Here is a 15,312-nt window from a genome sequence, read left to right as displayed (position 1 = left end):
AACCCCATTTTTAGATATTTTTTTGCCTATAAAAGACATCTAAGTGACTGTATTAATTAGATTGTTTTTATCAGATTTATGAATTTTCCTGCCATTGACACCAGTTTTTTAGAGGCTGCGCCTGTTTTACCGCCCGCAACGGTGGTTATTGGTATGTCTGGAGGGGTTGATTCTTCAGTAGCTGCTTGGATATTGAAGCAGCAGGGATATAAGGTCATTGGCCTATTTATGAAGAATTGGGAAGATGACGACAATAGTGAATATTGCTCATCTCGCCAAGATTGGTTGGATGTTGTTTCTGTGGCGGATTTAATTGGCATTGATGTTGAAGCCGTTAACTTTGCCGCAGAGTACAAAGATCGCGTGTTTGCAGAGTTTTTGCGTGAATACTCTGCCGGACGAACCCCTAATCCTGATGTTTTATGTAATGCGGAAATTAAATTTAAGGCTTTCTTAGACCATGCGATGAGTTTGGGAGCTGAAGCGATCGCTACAGGGCATTATGCAAAAACAGCTCGAGTTGGCAATGAAGTTCATTTGCTAAAAGCAATTGATGAAACAAAAGATCAAAGTTACTTCCTGTATCGATTAAGCCAAGCGCAGTTACAACATGTTATTTTCCCTTTGGGGGGTATTAGAAAAAGCCTCGTTCGGGAGATTGCCCAAGCAATTGGTTTACCCAATGCAGCTAAAAAGGACTCTACCGGCATTTGTTTTATTGGTGAAAGACCTTTCCGTGAATTCTTAAATCGCTATTTACCTACCAAAGCAGGCCCCATCAAAACAGAGGATGGAAAAATTGTTGGCGAACATGTTGGTTTGGCTTTCTATACGCTAGGACAGCGCAAGGGTATTGGCGTGGGTGGCAGTAAAGATGGTAATGGTGAGCCATGGTTTGTGGCGAAAAAAGACATGGCTAACAATACGCTTTACATTGTGCAGGGCCATGATCACCCTTGGCTGTTGAACCCAGTGCTTGAAGCATCTCAGATGAGTTGGACTTTTGACGGCTTACCTAAAATAGGTAACTATTCAGCTAAAGCCCGTTACAGACAGACTGATGCTCCGTGTCAGTTGGTTAGCGTTGATGAGCAAAATTTCTCATTGCACTTTGAAGAATCTCAGTGGGCGGTAACACCTGGCCAATCGGCGGTTCTTTATGATGGTGACCGTTGTTTAGGCGGTGGCATCATCACATCTTAAGTGATGATTTTCAAGAAAAAACAGTAATTTCAGGGAAAGTCTAGAGAACGACTAAAATCATGTTTTAAGTGATTTTTTAGGATTTAGCTGTGACTACTCAACTCTCTACTTTAAGTGCGCTTTCCCCATTAGACGGGCGCTACGCCTCTAAAACCGATGCTTTACGCCCATGGCTTTCAGAAGCAGCTTTTATGAGACAGCGTGTACGTGTAGAGGTTAATTGGTTGATTGCATTGTCTCAAGCTAAATTGCCAGATTTCCCAAGTTTTAGCCAGGCAGCCGAAAAAGTGCTTCTAGCATTGGTTGAGAATTTTTCAGATGCGGATGCAGAGCGTATTAAAGCGATTGAAGCTGTGACGAATCATGACGTTAAAGCTGTTGAATACTGGATGAAAGAAAAAGTAGCTGGTCATGCTGAATTAGAAAAAGCCAGTGAGTTTATTCACTTTGCATGCACTTCTGAAGATATCAACAACACATCTCATGGCTTGATGCTAAAAGGTGCCCGCCAAGAAGTTATTTTGCCTAAACTAAGAGAAGTATTGGCCGCACTAAAAGCAATAGCCCTTGCAAATGCATCTATACCTATGTTGTCTCGTACGCATGGTCAGCCAGCATCTCCAACTACCTTGGGTAAAGAGATGGCTAATATCGCGATGCGCTTAGAGCGAGCGATTGCCAATATTGAAAAAGTATCTTTCTTAGGAAAAATGAATGGTGCGGTTGGTAACTACAACGCCCATCTATCAGCCTATCCAGATGTAGATTGGGAAGCCTTCTCTAAAGAAGTGATTGAGAAACGCTTGGGTCTTGAGTTCAATCCCTACACAATTCAAATTGAGCCACATGACTATATGGCTGAGTTGTTCGATGCCATTGCTAGAGCTAATACGATTTTGTTAGATATGAACCGAGATATCTGGGGTTATATTTCAGTTGGTTACTTTAAGCAAAAAACTAAAGCTGGCGAGATTGGTTCTTCAACGATGCCTCATAAAGTGAACCCTATCGATTTTGAAAACTCCGAAGGTAATTTAGGTATTGCCAATGCATTACTAAAGCATTTATCAGAGAAGTTGCCGGTTTCACGTTGGCAGCGCGATTTAACAGATTCAACTGTTTTGCGTAATTTAGGTACCGCTTTAGGCCATAGCTTATTGGCTTATGACAGCGCATTGCGTGGTTTAGGTAAGTTGGAAACCAATCCTGCTCGTTTGGCGGAAGATTTGGATAATTGCTGGGAAGTGTTAGCTGAGCCAGTTCAAACGGTGATGCGTCGTTTTGGTGTGCCTAATCCTTATGAGCAGTTAAAAGAGTTGACTCGCGGTAAAGGTATTACGCCTGAAGGTCTTAAGACATTCATTCAAGGTTTGGATATTCCTGAGCATGCAAAAAAATCTTTGTTAGAAATGACGCCTTCTACATATCTAGGTAAGGCGATTGCTTTAACGGAACGTCTTAAGAAGTGACAGTAAAAAACCATAGATCTCCGCCGCGTTTGTTAACGCGCGTAACTTTAGGGCTCTATGAGTTTTTTTGGCATCTTTTGCTGCCAGTGGTGCTGTTGCGTTTGTATTGGAAGGGGCGTACCCAATGTGGGTACCGCCAAAACATATTAGAACGCTTGGGTTGTTATAAGAAGCGGGTGGGCTCTAACAAGCTGGTTTGGGTTCATGCAGTTTCTGTTGGTGAAACTAGAGCATCTGCGCCACTCGTACAAGCTTTATTGTCTGACGGATATCAAGTTCTGTTAACTCACATGACACCTACGGGTAGACAGACTGGTTTAGAAATTTTTTCTAAAGCGATTGCCGCTGGTCAACTGCAACAGGCGTATTTACCTTACGATGTTTCTTGGGCGGTAGGCGCATTTTTAAGAAAATTTAAACCCACATTAGGCCTCGTTATGGAAACGGAGATTTGGCCTGTTTTATTGCGCACAGCGGTTAAAGCACATGTACCTTTGTTATTGGTTAATGCGAGATTATCAGAGCGTAGCGCTAGAAAAACTTTGAAATTTGGTTCTATTGCAAAAGATATTTATCAATCTTTTAATCAAATCTTGGCTCAGACATCCATTGACGCTAAACGCTATGAATCTTTAGGTCTTAACCATGTAACCGTGACTGGTAATTTAAAGTTTGATGTCGCACCTAATTTTTCGCAAATTGATGAAGCTGTTAATTTAAGAAAAAATTTATCAGCAGAGATGCAGATTGTTTGTGCGGCTAGCACGCGTGACGGGGAAGAAGAGATTGTTATCGCAGCATGGGCATCTTTAATGAAAGCCCATCCTGACTTAGCTAAAACGGCACGTCTAATTATTGTGCCAAGACATCCCCAAAGATTTGATGAAGTTCATCAACTATTACAAAGTAACGCATCTTTGGTAGCCAGAAAATCTCAGTTGGCAGATGAGTTGTCTTTTGCTGATGCATTAAATAAAAATGCCATCATTCTTGGTGACTCCATGGGGGAAATGAGTTTTTATTACGCATTGTCTGACTTGGTTGTGATGGGAGGTAGCTTGCTTCCCTTGGGTGGTCAGAATTTCATTGAGGCTTGTAGTTTAGGTTGTCCGGCTATTTTGGGTGAGCATACATTCAATTTCCAACAAGCTAGCCAAGATGTCATTGATGCTCATGCAGCCATTCGTGTTGCAAATGTAGATGAGCTTTCAAAAGCGATGGCGTTGCTTCTATCCGATAAGCAGTTACGTGAAAAGATGAGTGCAAATGCCATTGATTTTTCTGGGCAGCACATGGGGGCTACGGGAAAAATTATGGATGTTGTGCATCAATACTAATACTGAGATGCAAGTAATAAAAAAGCCCCGTAAAGGGGCTTTTTTATTGATTCAATTCGTAGATTGGTCTGTTATCAATCTTAAATGAGCATGTTATTTATACCTGTGCTCCAAAGTTGGGGTCCTCAGGTTTATCAGTAGGGGTCACTTGTTTAACCTCAGCTTTGAGTAAATCTTCACGTTTTACGCCAAACCACATCGCAAGAGCTGCGGCAACGAAAACTGAAGAGTAAATACCAAACAAAATACCAATAGTCAGAGCAAGAGAGAAATAGTAAAGCGTTGGACCGCCAAATAACAACATGGCTAAAACCATCATTTGTGTGCTGCCGTGAGTGATGATGGTACGGCTAGTTGTACTTGTGATCGCGTTATCAATAATGGCAACGGTATCCATTTTTCTATACTTACGGAAGTTTTCGCGAATACGGTCAAAGATAACCACTGATTCGTTAACTGAATAACCAAGCACTGCTAATACCGCCGCTAGTACTGATAATGAAAATTCCCATTGGAAGAAGGCGAAGAATCCTAGAATAATAACCACGTCATGTAAGTTAGCGATGATGCCGGCTAGAGCGAATTTCCATTCAAATCGAACGGATAGGTAAATAACAATACCTAATACTACAAAGAGAAGGGCGAGAAGGCCATCAGTAGCTAGTTCTTTACCTACTTGTGGGCCAATAAATTCAACGCGCTTTAAAGAAACATCTGCATTAGATGCTTTAAGTGTGTTTAGTACTTGTTCGCTTTGTTGAGCGGAAGAGATGATGGTGCCTGTAGCATCTTTTTGAATAGGTAAACGTACAAGTACATCTTTAGAGCTGCCAAAGTTTTGTACTTGAATATCCTGATAGCCAAGTTTTGATAGGTCTGAGCGAATAGAGTCTAGTGGTGCTGCTTGAGAGTAGCTGACCTCCATAACCGTGCCGCCTGTAAATTCAACGGATAGGTGCAAGCCTTTAAAAGCTAAGAAGAAAACAGCTGCAACAAAAGTTAATGCGGAGACAATATTCAGCGCCAAAGCATGGCGCATAAACGGAATGTCACGACGGATGCGGAAAAATTCCATGGTCTTGAATCCTTTTATTCAGTTGGGCGCCAAACTTGGCCAATAGATAGTTTTTGTAATTTCTTCTGACGGCCATACCAAAGGTTTGCAACACCTCTAGCAAAAAATACCGCAGAGAACATCGAAGTAAGAATGCCTAAACTATGAACGACCGCAAAACCTCTAACTGGGCCTGAACCAAATGCTAATAAGGCAACGCCTGCGATAAGCGTGGTGATATTGGAGTCAAGAATCGTGCCCCAAGCTCTTTCGAAGCCAGCCGCAATTGCTGCTTGTGGGCTTGCACCATTTCTAAGTTCTTCACGAATACGCTCATTAATTAGAACGTTAGAGTCAATTGCCATACCTAGAGCAAGTGCCATAGCGGCAATGCCAGGCAAGGTTAAGGTTGCTTGTAGCATAGACAGAATTGCAACCAATAAGAACAGATTAACTGCCAATGCGATGACCGAGAAGAAGCCAAACAATAGGTAGTAGGCCATCATGAAAATAGCAATGGCACAGAAGCCGTAAATAACAGAGTTGAAACCTTTAGCAATGTTATCTGCACCAAGGCTTGGGCCAATCGTACGTTCTTCAATAATTTCCATTGGGGCGGCTAGCGATCCAGCTCTGAGTAATAGAGCTAAGTCATTCGCGCTTTCAGTACTTGGCTGGCCTGTGATTTGGAATTTAGAGCCAAATTCACTTTGGATGGTTGCAACAGTTAATACTTCGCCACGACCTTTTTCAAAAAGAATCATACCCATTGGTTTGCCAATGTTTTCACGAGTAACTTCTTGCATCACTCTGCCGCCAGCGGAGTCTAGTGTGATGTTCACAGATGGACGTTGGTTGGAGTCAAATCCTGCTGAAGCGCTGGTGATACGGTCACCACTGAAAATAACAGAACGTTTAAAAACAACTTGTCTGCCATCACCTGTTCTATAAATATCGGCGCCAGGGGGTGGAGTCTCTCCGGAAAGTAAATATGTTTTAACTGGGTCCGCTAAGCGTGATTCAAGTGTTGCTGTGCGGCCGATAATATCTTTTGCGCGAGCTGTATCTTGTACGCCAGGTAATTGAACAATGATGCGGTCTTGACCCTGTTGTTGAATTACTGGTTCGGCAACGCCTAGTTCATTGACGCGGTTATGTAATGTAGTGATGTTTTGCTTTACAGCGTTTTCTTGAACTTCTTTAATTGCGTTTTGCTTAAATTTACCAATAACCTTAAAGCCATCAGCAGCTCTTTCAACATTGAAATCTAAATCAGCGAGATTTTTGTTGAGCAATAATCTCGCTGCAGCGGCATCGTCTTGGTTTGAAAATTTGATGACGATTTGATCGTTTTGACGCTCGATACCCATGTGACGCAGAGATTTTTCTCTTAATTGCGTTCTTGTATCACTCGTTAAGCTTTCAAGTTTCTTTTGTAGCGCGCCACGCATATCTACTTGTAATAAGAAATGTACGCCGCCACGTAAATCTAGGCCTAAATACATCGGCATGGCACCCATTGAGTTAAGCCATGCTGGGGTATTGGAGATTAAGTTGAGAGCAACAACATAGGTTGGGTCATTGCTGTCAGGGTTTAAAGATTTTTGAAGTACATCTTTAGCTTTGAGCTGATTATCCGTATTAGTTAATCTAATTTTGATGGTGCCATTGCTGCCAGCTCGCTCAAATTGAATGCCTTTACTCTCAATATTGGCATCAGCCAAAATTTGAGCCACTCTATCTTGAGTGGCTAAATCAACTTTAACCGTTGCTTTACCCGCTGATATTTGTACAGCTGGCGCTTCCCCAAAAAAATTTGGGAGCGTGTAGATGGCGCCAATTAAAAGTGCCACGACGATAACAAGGTACTTCCACAGCGGGTAACGGTTCATACGTAACTTTCTTAAATAGCTTTGATCGTGCCTTTTGGCAATACTGCAGTCACAGCGTTTCTTTGCATTTTGACTTCAGTACCTGGCAATAGTTCCACAGAAAGATATTGATCTTTGATAGAGGTAACTTTACCCATTAATCCGCCAACTGTTACAACTTCATCGCCAACTGCTAATGCGTCTAACATGTTCTTCACTTCTTTTTGACGTTTCATTTGCGGGCGAATCATGACGAAGTACAAAACCACAAACATTAAAATAAGTGGCAAAAAGCCCATAATTCCACCGCCTTCGGCTCCAGCGGCTTGTGCGTAAGCGTTGCTAATAAACATTTTGTTTCCTCCAATTAGAAAGGAGGATTTTACCCTGTGGCATCCATCACGCCAACGGATCTGTTTTTATGGAATTCTTTAACAAATTCAGGGAATAAGTCTTGATCTAATGCTTCCCGTACCTCTTTCATGAGATTTAGGTAGTAATGAATGTTATGAATGGTATTGAGTTGAGATCCCAGTATTTCATTAGCCTTTTGGAGATGGTGCAAATAGGCGCGGGAGAAGTTCCGGCAGGTATAGCAGGTACAGGTAGGGTCGAGCGGACGCGTATCTTCCTTAAACCCTGCATTTCTAAGCTTTAAATCCCCAAATCTAGTGAATAACCAGCCATTGCGGGCATTTCTAGTTGGCATGACACAGTCAAACATGTCAATACCTTGGCTAACGCCAAGAATGAGGTCTTCTGGCGTACCAACCCCCATTAAATAGTGAGGCTTTTCTGGGGGTAATTGGGGTCCTATATGGGCCAAAATACGCTCAAATTCAGGTTTTGGCTCGCCAACAGAGAGTCCGCCAATGGCAATACCGTCAAAACCTTGTTCTGCAACGCCAGCTAAAGAGACTTCTCGTAAATGCTCATACATGCCGCCTTGAACAATGCCGAATAAAGCATTGCCAGTTTCAAGCTCTTTAAATCGTTGATGTGATCGCGCACCCCAGCGAAGAGATAGTTCTAGTGATTCTCGAACGGTTTTCTCATCAGTAGCTACACCATTGACTTCATAAGGGGTGCATTCATCAAACTGCATAGCGATATCACTATTAAGTGTCGCCTGAATTTCCATAGAAATTTCTGGAGACATAAACAGTTTGTCGCCGTTGACTGGCGAAGCGAAAGCAACACCTTCTTCCGTGATTTTCCGCAAAGCCCCTAAGCTAAATACTTGAAACCCACCAGAGTCTGTCAAGATTGGCTTTTTCCAGCCCATAAAGTCATGCAAGCCATGATGTTTATTGATGACATCTAGCCCTGGTCTAAGCCATAAATGAAAGGTGTTGCCAAGAATAATTTGAGCTTGCGCCTCTTCTAGGTCGCGAGGCGTCATGCCTTTAACGGTGCCATAGGTGCCAACTGGCATAAATATAGGAGTTTCAACAGCGCCATGAGGCAAGTTCACTCGGCCTCGTCTTGCATGAGTACGAGGATCTTTTTTGATTAATTCAAAACTTAAAGGTTTCATAGACGACTTAAAAACATGGCATCGCCGTAACTGAAAAAGCGATATTGTTGATTGATAGCGTGATCATAAGCTTTTCTAATGGATTCATATCCAGCAAAAGCGCTAACTAGCATGAGTAGAGTGGAGCAGGGTAGATGAAAGTTGGTAATGAGACAGTCAACCACTTTGAATTCATACCCAGGGGTGATAAATAGTCTGGTCTCACCTTCCTGGAGGTTTAGTGCTGCTGATGACTCCAACGCCCTTAGGCTAGTTGTGCCAACGGCTATGATTTTGCCCCCACGTTCTTTTGTTTGTTGGATTAATTTTTGAGTTTCACCAGGAATAGAGAACCACTCGCTATGCATTTTGTGTTCTGATAAATTTTCAGTTCTAACGGGGCTAAAAGTGCCTGCGCCCACATGTAACGTGAGTGTGGTGTGTTGCACTCCTTTTTGGGCCAGTAGTTCTAGTGTTTTTTCATCGAAATGTAGGCCTGCCGTTGGTGCTGCCACTGCGCCGGGATTTTTGGCTAAAACAGTTTGATAGCGCTTCTGATCTTCTTCGTCTGGCGTGTGCGTAATGTAGGGAGGGAGCGGTAATTGACCATGTTTTTCTAGTAATGGAATGCAAGGTCCAGGAAACTTCACTTCAAAAAAAGGATTTTGGGAATCTTCACTTCTACCTAAAACTTCAATCTCAAAAGGATCTTCCAAACTACCCATCAGTAGCTTGGTGCCGGCCTTAGGTGATTTGGATGCTCGGATTTGAGTTAGCGCAGTATCAACGCCTGTGACACGTTCTAAAAGCACCTCAACGGAACCGCCTGTCTCTTTTTTGCCGAAAAGACGAGCTGGGATGACCTTTGTGTCATTAAATACCAACAAATCATTTGGTTGAATTAACTCAATGACATCCGTAAATCGTTTATCGTTAAGCAAAAGTTGGCCATGGGCATCTTTACCAACTTCTAAAAGTCGGCTAGAAGTCCTGTTGGACAAGGGGTGCTGGGCAATTAGCTCAGGCGGTAAGTTGTAATTAAAGTCAGAAAGGCGCATCGCGATACCATGGGAACATTAAGATTCTAAACATGGTTAGTAAATCCAGTTCAACTCCTCTTGAAAAGTTAGGTTTGCGTTCCTCATTGGATTGCGCATTGCACCTGCCTATTCGATATGAAGATGAGACTAAATTATCAACTATTGGAGAGGTAATTCATGCATTTGGCGCGGTAACTGCTCAAGTTCAGGGTTACGTTATTCGTCAAGATGTCATGTTTAGGCCACGTAGACAGCTTTTGGTGGTGATTGCCGATGATGCTGGTAATGAGCTATTTCTGAGGTGGCTAAATTTTTACCCTAGTCAACAAAAGCAGATGGCTGTTGGGCAGCATCTAAGGGTGAGGGGTGATGTCCGTGAAGGCTATTATGGTCCTGAGATGGTGCATCCCACTGTTAGAGCCGTAGCGCCTGATGCGCCTTTACCTAATACTTTAACGCCTATTTATTCAACAATTGCTGGTGTGAGTCAGCTAGCTATTCGTAAAGCGATAAGTAACGCTTTAAAGGATCCTGATTTAACAGCGCAGTTGGCTGAAATTCTTCCTAAGAGTTTGGTTGATCAGATATTCCCGAATCAATCATTGCCTACTTTGTTGAGTGCTATTACAACTTTGCATCATCCAAGCAAAACGGATGACATGGAGTCTATTCAAAATCGGACGCACCCCACTTGGCGCAGAATCCAGATAGAGGAACTGTTAGCGCAGCAATTGTCTTTACAGCAGGCTAGAGCTAAACGTCTAAGTAGACGTGCTGTACAAATGGACCCGCAGCCAAGACCTAATGGCATCTTGAGTCAATTTTTATCTCATCTACCTTTTCAACTAACGTCTGCTCAAGTTCGTGTTTGGCAGGAAATTATGGGGGATTTATCAAATCCTTATCCAATGAACCGTTTGCTGCAGGGGGATGTGGGTAGTGGCAAAACGATTGTGGCTGCTTTAGCGGCTATGCACTGTATTGATCATGGCTATCAGGCGGCCATCATGGCTCCAACAGAAATCTTGGCTGAGCAGCACTATAGAAAATTAAAAGCCTGGTTAGAGCCATTAGGCATTCAAATTGTGTGGTTAACAGGCTCTTTAAAAGCTAAGGAAAAACGTGAGGCTCAAGCTCTGATGGCGAGTGGTGAGGGGCAGTTAATTGTTGGCACTCATGCGCTTATACAAGACGGTGTTGAGTTCTCCAAATTAGGGCTGGTTATTGTTGATGAGCAACATCGTTTTGGTGTTAAGCAACGTCTCCAGCTTCAGCAAAAAATTGATGATGTTGAAATTGATTGCCATCAATTAATGATGTCTGCCACACCTATACCTAGAACATTAGCGATGACGTTTTATGCTGATTTGGAAGTGTCTGTTATTGATGAGTTGCCTCCTGGTCGTACGCCTGTGATCACAAAATTAGTTAAAAGTGAGCGGCGTGATGAGGTGGTGGCTGGTTTGATGCATGAAGTTGATAAGGGTACTCAAGTGTATTGGGTTTGTCCGTTAATTGAAGAGTCTGAGGTTCTACAGCTACAGACCGCTGTTGATACGCATCAAGCGCTCCAACAAGCTTTGCCTAATATTAAAGTTGGTTTAGTGCATGGCCGATTAAAGTCGGATGAGAAAAATGCAGTGATGCAAGCTTTTGTATCTGGGGATATAAAAGTCCTAGTGGCAACAACCGTGATAGAGGTTGGTGTTGATGTGCCTAATGCCTCATTGATGATTATTGAGCATGCTGAACGCTTTGGTTACTCTCAGCTACACCAATTGAGAGGGCGAGTTGGTCGAGGTTCAGCCCAATCAGTTTGTATTCTTTTATACGGGCATGAATTATCGATGGCTGCTAAAGAAAGATTGCAAAATGTGAAAGAGATTCAGGATGGATTTTTAATCGCTGAGAAAGATTTAGCGCTGCGTGGGCCTGGAGAATTATTGGGCGCCAAACAATCGGGCGACACCATGTTACGTTTTGTGGATTTGCAACAAGAACATGGTTTGATTGAAAAAACCAAAGATTTATCAGCTAGATTGTTGGCGCAACATCCCGATTTGGTGGTTAAACATTTAAATCGTTGGTTGGGCCATAAGATTGATTACATAAAAGCTTGATATGCTCTACCTATGATACGTACAAAAATAGCTGCTTATTTATCTCTTATTCGATTTGATAAACCTGTTGGAACCCTATTGGTCTTATGGCCAACCTTGTGGGGTTTGTGGCTCGCTACCGATCGCCATCCGAGCTTTTTATATTTTTCTATTTTTGTTATTGGCACATTCTTGATGAGAAGTGCGGGTTGCGCTATCAATGATTATGCCGATAGGGGTTTTGATTTACATGTCGAAAGAACCAAGGAAAGGCCTGTTACTTCCGGCAGAATTAAGTCGTGGGAGGCTCTTGCTGTTGCAGGAGTTTTAGCTGCCTTAGCTTTTTTATTAATTACACCGTTAAATACTTATACGAAATTATTATCAGTGCCGGCATTGTTTGTTGCCATTATTTACCCATTCTCAAAAAGATTTTTTTCAATTCCCCAGGCAGTTCTAGGCGTTGCGTTTTCATTCGGTATACCCATGTCTTTTGCGGCAGTTCAAAATGAAATCCCTGGATATTCTTGGGTATTATTTTTTGCCAACATCGCTTGGGCAATTGCTTATGACACAGCCTATGCCATGGTTGATAAAAATGATGATCTGAAATTAGGTATGAAAACTTCTGCTATTACTTTTGGTAGATATGAAGTTTTAGCAATTATGTTGTGCTATTTGTTGCTATTTAGCGGCTTTGCTTATTTGGCTATTCGGTTAAATTTCTCAAGCGCTTTTTGGGTTTTCTGGAGTTTGGGCCTTGTTTTAGTTACGCATTATTATCGGTTGGTGAAAACGCGCGATCGAGCTAAATGCTTCCAAGCTTTTAAGCAAAATAATTGGTTGGGAGCTTGCTTATTTATAGCGATCGCAGTTTCCTAATAAAGACTGTTTAGTCTTTGCCAAACTCTTCACCCATTTCTTGTCCGCGCGCGCTTGCTGCAGCAATGGCCTCTCCTAAAATGGCAGCCCATTGTTTTTTCTCAAGAACTTGTAGCGCAGCGTAAGTGGTGCCACCTTTAGAGGTCACTCTTTCTCTTAAGACTGCGGGTGTTTCTGTTGATTGGGTCGCTAAGGTGGCAGCCCCTATAACGGTTTGAGATGCCAATAAGCGAGCCTGCTCAGGCGTTAGTCCTTGCGCAACGCCTGCACTCTCTAGGGCTTCTAGAAATGCGAAAACATAAGCTGGGCCACTACCTGATACGGCTGTAATGTCATCAATTTGCTTTTCGTCATCAACCCAAGTGATTTTTCCAACGGCCAAACAAATATTTTCCGCATTCAGTCGGTCTTCCTTGCTAGCGTCTTTGCTGGCATATAAGCCAGTCATACCTTGGCCAATGAGTGCGGGAGTATTAGGCATGGCTCTAATGAGACGTTGATGGTTTAACCATCTACCCATGTCTTGCGTGCGAATACCTGCCGCAACACTTAAGCAAAGAGGTTTTTTCTCTGAAGTTTCAAGAGTAGATTTTAGTTCTGCGGCAGCTTCTTTAAATTGCTGTGGTTTAACGGCTAAAACCAGAACATCAGAAGTTTTAATTTGTTCTGATAAAGCTGAAATACTTTCTTTTGAGGCAATATTAAATTCTGTTTTTAAACGTGCCCGAGTGCCTTCAAATGGATCTGCTACAAAAATATTTGAAGCCTTAGCTCCCTGATTAATGAGGCCGCCAATAAGCGCGCTAGCCATATTGCCGCCGCCGATAAAGCTAATTTTTAAATTTGAAAGAGATGTCATAAATAGGTTCTTTTGCCAAATATTGCTGTGCCAATACGTACCATCGTACTACCTTCTGAAATGGCTGCGGTCATATCGGAGGACATGCCCATAGAAAGCGTATCTAATTGCACCGGTAATTTCTGAATTTCTGGGTTTTCTTTTAAATTGCGAAAAATTGTAAATAAAGCACGGTGTGATTCTTTTTGTTCTGCCTCATTGTCTGTGGGTTCGGGGATACTCATCAAGCCACGCAACTTGAGTTTGGGCATATGGGCGATAGCTAAACATAGATTTACAACTTCACTTGGCTGAATGCCACTTTTACTTTCTTCACCGCTGATATTAACTTGTATGCAAACGTTTAAAGGTGGCAAATGATCTGGGCGTTGATCATTAAGTCTTTGTGCAATTTTGAGGCGGTCAATGCTGTGTACCCAATCAAAATGTTCCGCAACATCCCGAGATTTATTGCTCTGAATTGGGCCAATGAAGTGCCATTCAATATCAGCTCTTAAGTCTTTTAAGTCGCCAATTTTTTGAACGCCTTCTTGAACGTAATTTTCTCCAAACATTCTTTGTCCCCATTGATGGGCCTCTCTAATATCTTCTGGAGGAAATGTCTTGGATACGGCCAATAAATTAATTTCATTGGGTGAGCGCCCAGCAGCCTTCGCTGCTGCTGAGATTTGTTCTTTAACGGCATTCAGGTTTTCATGGATGGAACTCATAAATTAATGATTGTTTCCTAATGAGGTATCAATGAGTTCAATCCAGTGCTCAACAGGAGTTTGGTTATTTTGCAAATGGGTAATGCAACCAATATTAGCGGACACAATTCGTTCTGCGCCATTCTCACCCACAGCATTTAATAGATTGTTTAATTTTTGTTCTTTTAATTTTTTTGATAACTTGGGTTGAAGTACTGAATAAGTCCCCGCAGAGCCGCAGCAAAGGTGGCTATCTTTACAAAGCTCTGTATGTATACCTAGTTCTTCTAAAAAACTCTCTAGGACACCTTTAATTTTTTGACCATGTTGTAGTGTGCAGGGAGGGTGATAAACCAGTTTTTTATTGAATGAACCAAGTAGTCCTTTTAACTGTTTACTGTAATTGGGAATAACTTCAATTAAATCTTTGCAAAGCGTTGAGACTGTTTTTGCTTTCTCAGCATATTGAGGATCATCTTTAAGAAGGTGACCATATTCTTTGACTGTGACGCCACACCCTGAAGCATTCATAAGAATTGCCTCGACTTTTTGACCTTGGCATTCAGGTGCTTCGCCTGTAATAAAAGGCCACCACGCATCAATATTTCGACGCATATCATCAAGTCCTGCAGTTTGTTCATTGAGATGGTATTTGAGTGCGCCACAGCAGCCTGCTTTAGATGCGGATAAAACATCTACGCCTAAGCGATGCATGACTCGAATAGTGGCGTTATTGATATTAGGAAGCATGCCTGGTTGAACGCAACCTTCGAGCAAGAGCATTTTTGTTTTGTTTTTACCAAGGGTTGGTCGAGTGCCAGGATGTTTTCCTGTGGGTATTTTGCTTTTAATAACGGCGGGCATCAATGGTTTAAGCAGTCTACCTAAGCGCATGCCGTTATCGAATAATGGTTTATTGGTTAGTCCACTTGCTAGTATTTTTCTTATGGTGCGCTCGATAAATGGTCTTGGTTTAGTTTGTTCTTCCGCCCATTTGCGCCCTATATCAATGAGGTGCCCGTAATCAACCCCACTTGGGCAAGTGCTTTCACAATTTCTACAAGTTAAGCATCTGTCTAAATGTAACCTTGTTTTTTCGGTGGCAGGTTTGCCTTCCGCAATTTGTTTGATTAAATAAATGCGACCTCTTGGGCCATCTAATTCATCGCCAAGTAGTTGATATGTGGGGCAAGTCGCTGTGCAAAAGCCGCAGTGAACACACTTATTGAGAATAGCTTGCGCAGTTTGACCTTCCGGTGTTCCAGCAAGTTGGGGAGCTAGTTCTGTTTGCAT

Annotated in this window: 13 protein-coding genes; 5 read left to right on the top strand and 8 right to left on the bottom strand. The window is 42.3% G+C overall.

Annotated elements, in window-relative coordinates:
- Positions 1 to 78 precede the first annotated feature (78 nt).
- The 3 genes from mnmA (at position 79) to ICV01_RS07845 (ending at position 4,009) form a co-directional block, all read left to right on the top strand.
- Positions 79 to 1,203, top strand: a complete 1,125-nt coding sequence (mnmA, locus tag ICV01_RS07855; protein ID WP_256440695.1) for a tRNA 2-thiouridine(34) synthase MnmA — start codon at positions 79 to 81, stop codon at positions 1,201 to 1,203.
- An 89-nt stretch (positions 1,204 to 1,292) separates the two neighbouring features.
- Positions 1,293 to 2,672, top strand: coding sequence for an adenylosuccinate lyase (gene purB, locus ICV01_RS07850; RefSeq protein ID WP_215287215.1), 1,380 nt, complete (start codon positions 1,293 to 1,295; stop codon positions 2,670 to 2,672).
- Positions 2,669 to 4,009, top strand: a complete 1,341-nt coding sequence (locus tag ICV01_RS07845; RefSeq protein ID WP_251369340.1) for a 3-deoxy-D-manno-octulosonic acid transferase — start codon at positions 2,669 to 2,671, stop codon at positions 4,007 to 4,009. Before purB ends, ICV01_RS07845 begins: the two co-directional genes overlap by 4 nt.
- 97 nt (positions 4,010 to 4,106) lie before the next feature.
- On the opposite strand, the gene secF is transcribed toward ICV01_RS07845, so the two are convergent.
- Genes secF through queA form a run of 5 tightly spaced genes read right to left on the bottom strand, consistent with a single transcriptional unit; the run spans position 4,107 to position 9,508 of the window.
- Entirely contained in the window at positions 4,107 to 5,084 is a 978-nt protein-coding gene (gene secF / locus ICV01_RS07840) for a protein translocase subunit SecF (protein WP_215287214.1), read from the bottom strand.
- Positions 5,085 to 5,098: 14 nt separating this feature from the next.
- Positions 5,099 to 6,955 (bottom strand): protein translocase subunit SecD, encoded by a 1,857-nt coding sequence (secD, locus tag ICV01_RS07835; protein WP_215287212.1) that lies wholly within the window; start codon positions 6,953 to 6,955, stop codon positions 5,099 to 5,101.
- Positions 6,956 to 6,966: 11 nt separating this feature from the next.
- Complete coding sequence (gene yajC, locus ICV01_RS07830; protein ID WP_215287211.1) at positions 6,967 to 7,287, bottom strand: preprotein translocase subunit YajC; 321 nt, start codon at positions 7,285 to 7,287, stop codon at positions 6,967 to 6,969.
- Between the two features lie 29 nt (positions 7,288 to 7,316).
- Positions 7,317 to 8,471, bottom strand: a complete 1,155-nt coding sequence (gene tgt / locus ICV01_RS07825) for a tRNA guanosine(34) transglycosylase Tgt (RefSeq protein ID WP_215287209.1) — start codon at positions 8,469 to 8,471, stop codon at positions 7,317 to 7,319.
- A complete protein-coding gene (gene queA / locus ICV01_RS07820) occupies positions 8,468 to 9,508 on the bottom strand; it encodes a tRNA preQ1(34) S-adenosylmethionine ribosyltransferase-isomerase QueA (RefSeq protein WP_215287207.1) in 1,041 nt (346 codons plus the stop codon). The genes tgt and queA overlap by 4 nt, the downstream gene beginning before the upstream one ends.
- 17 nt (positions 9,509 to 9,525) lie before the next feature.
- On the opposite strand from queA, the gene recG reads away from it, so the two are divergent.
- Positions 9,526 to 11,610 carry an ATP-dependent DNA helicase RecG gene (gene recG, locus ICV01_RS07815; protein ID WP_256440729.1) on the top strand — a complete coding sequence of 695 codons (2,085 nt, stop codon included), beginning with the start codon at positions 9,526 to 9,528 and terminating at the stop codon, positions 11,608 to 11,610.
- A 15-nt stretch (positions 11,611 to 11,625) separates the two neighbouring features.
- Complete coding sequence (ubiA, locus tag ICV01_RS07810; protein ID WP_371817478.1) at positions 11,626 to 12,471, top strand: 4-hydroxybenzoate octaprenyltransferase; 846 nt, start codon at positions 11,626 to 11,628, stop codon at positions 12,469 to 12,471.
- A gap of 10 nt (positions 12,472 to 12,481) precedes the next feature.
- Here ubiA and proC read toward each other — a convergent pair whose 3' ends face one another.
- The 3 genes from proC to glcF are packed head-to-tail and all read right to left on the bottom strand — an operon-like array spanning position 12,482 to position 15,312.
- Positions 12,482 to 13,330 (bottom strand): pyrroline-5-carboxylate reductase, encoded by an 849-nt coding sequence (gene proC, locus ICV01_RS07805; RefSeq protein ID WP_215287202.1) that lies wholly within the window; start codon positions 13,328 to 13,330, stop codon positions 12,482 to 12,484.
- On the bottom strand, positions 13,327 to 14,040 hold the full coding sequence (locus ICV01_RS07800; protein ID WP_215287200.1) for a YggS family pyridoxal phosphate-dependent enzyme: 714 nt from the start codon (positions 14,038 to 14,040) through the stop codon (positions 13,327 to 13,329). Before ICV01_RS07800 ends, proC begins: the two co-directional genes overlap by 4 nt.
- A gap of 3 nt (positions 14,041 to 14,043) precedes the next feature.
- Positions 14,044 to 15,312, bottom strand: a complete 1,269-nt coding sequence (gene glcF / locus ICV01_RS07795; protein ID WP_215287198.1) for a glycolate oxidase subunit GlcF — start codon at positions 15,310 to 15,312, stop codon at positions 14,044 to 14,046.

This window comes from Polynucleobacter sp. MWH-Spelu-300-X4, from assembly GCF_018687515.1.
Taxonomy (GTDB): domain Bacteria; phylum Pseudomonadota; class Gammaproteobacteria; order Burkholderiales; family Burkholderiaceae; genus Polynucleobacter.
Note: the sequence above shows the minus strand (reverse complement) of the source record. Positions and strands in the feature narration are given on the sequence as shown.

Coding starts and splice junctions, on each gene's coding strand:
- mnmA (WP_256440695.1), top strand. CDS start 79: ATGAATTTTCCTGCCATTGACACCAGTTTTTTAGAGGCTGCGCCTGTT.
- secF (WP_215287214.1), bottom strand. CDS start 5,084: ATGGAATTTTTCCGCATCCGTCGTGACATTCCGTTTATGCGCCATGCT.
- secD (WP_215287212.1), bottom strand. CDS start 6,955: ATGAACCGTTACCCGCTGTGGAAGTACCTTGTTATCGTCGTGGCACTT.
- yajC (WP_215287211.1), bottom strand. CDS start 7,287: ATGTTTATTAGCAACGCTTACGCACAAGCCGCTGGAGCCGAAGGCGGT.
- tgt (WP_215287209.1), bottom strand. CDS start 8,471: ATGAAACCTTTAAGTTTTGAATTAATCAAAAAAGATCCTCGTACTCAT.
- queA (WP_215287207.1), bottom strand. CDS start 9,508: ATGCGCCTTTCTGACTTTAATTACAACTTACCGCCTGAGCTAATTGCC.
- proC (WP_215287202.1), bottom strand. CDS start 13,330: ATGACATCTCTTTCAAATTTAAAAATTAGCTTTATCGGCGGCGGCAAT.
- ICV01_RS07800 (WP_215287200.1), bottom strand. CDS start 14,040: ATGAGTTCCATCCATGAAAACCTGAATGCCGTTAAAGAACAAATCTCA.
- glcF (WP_215287198.1), bottom strand. CDS start 15,312: ATGCAAACAGAACTAGCTCCCCAACTTGCTGGAACACCGGAAGGTCAA.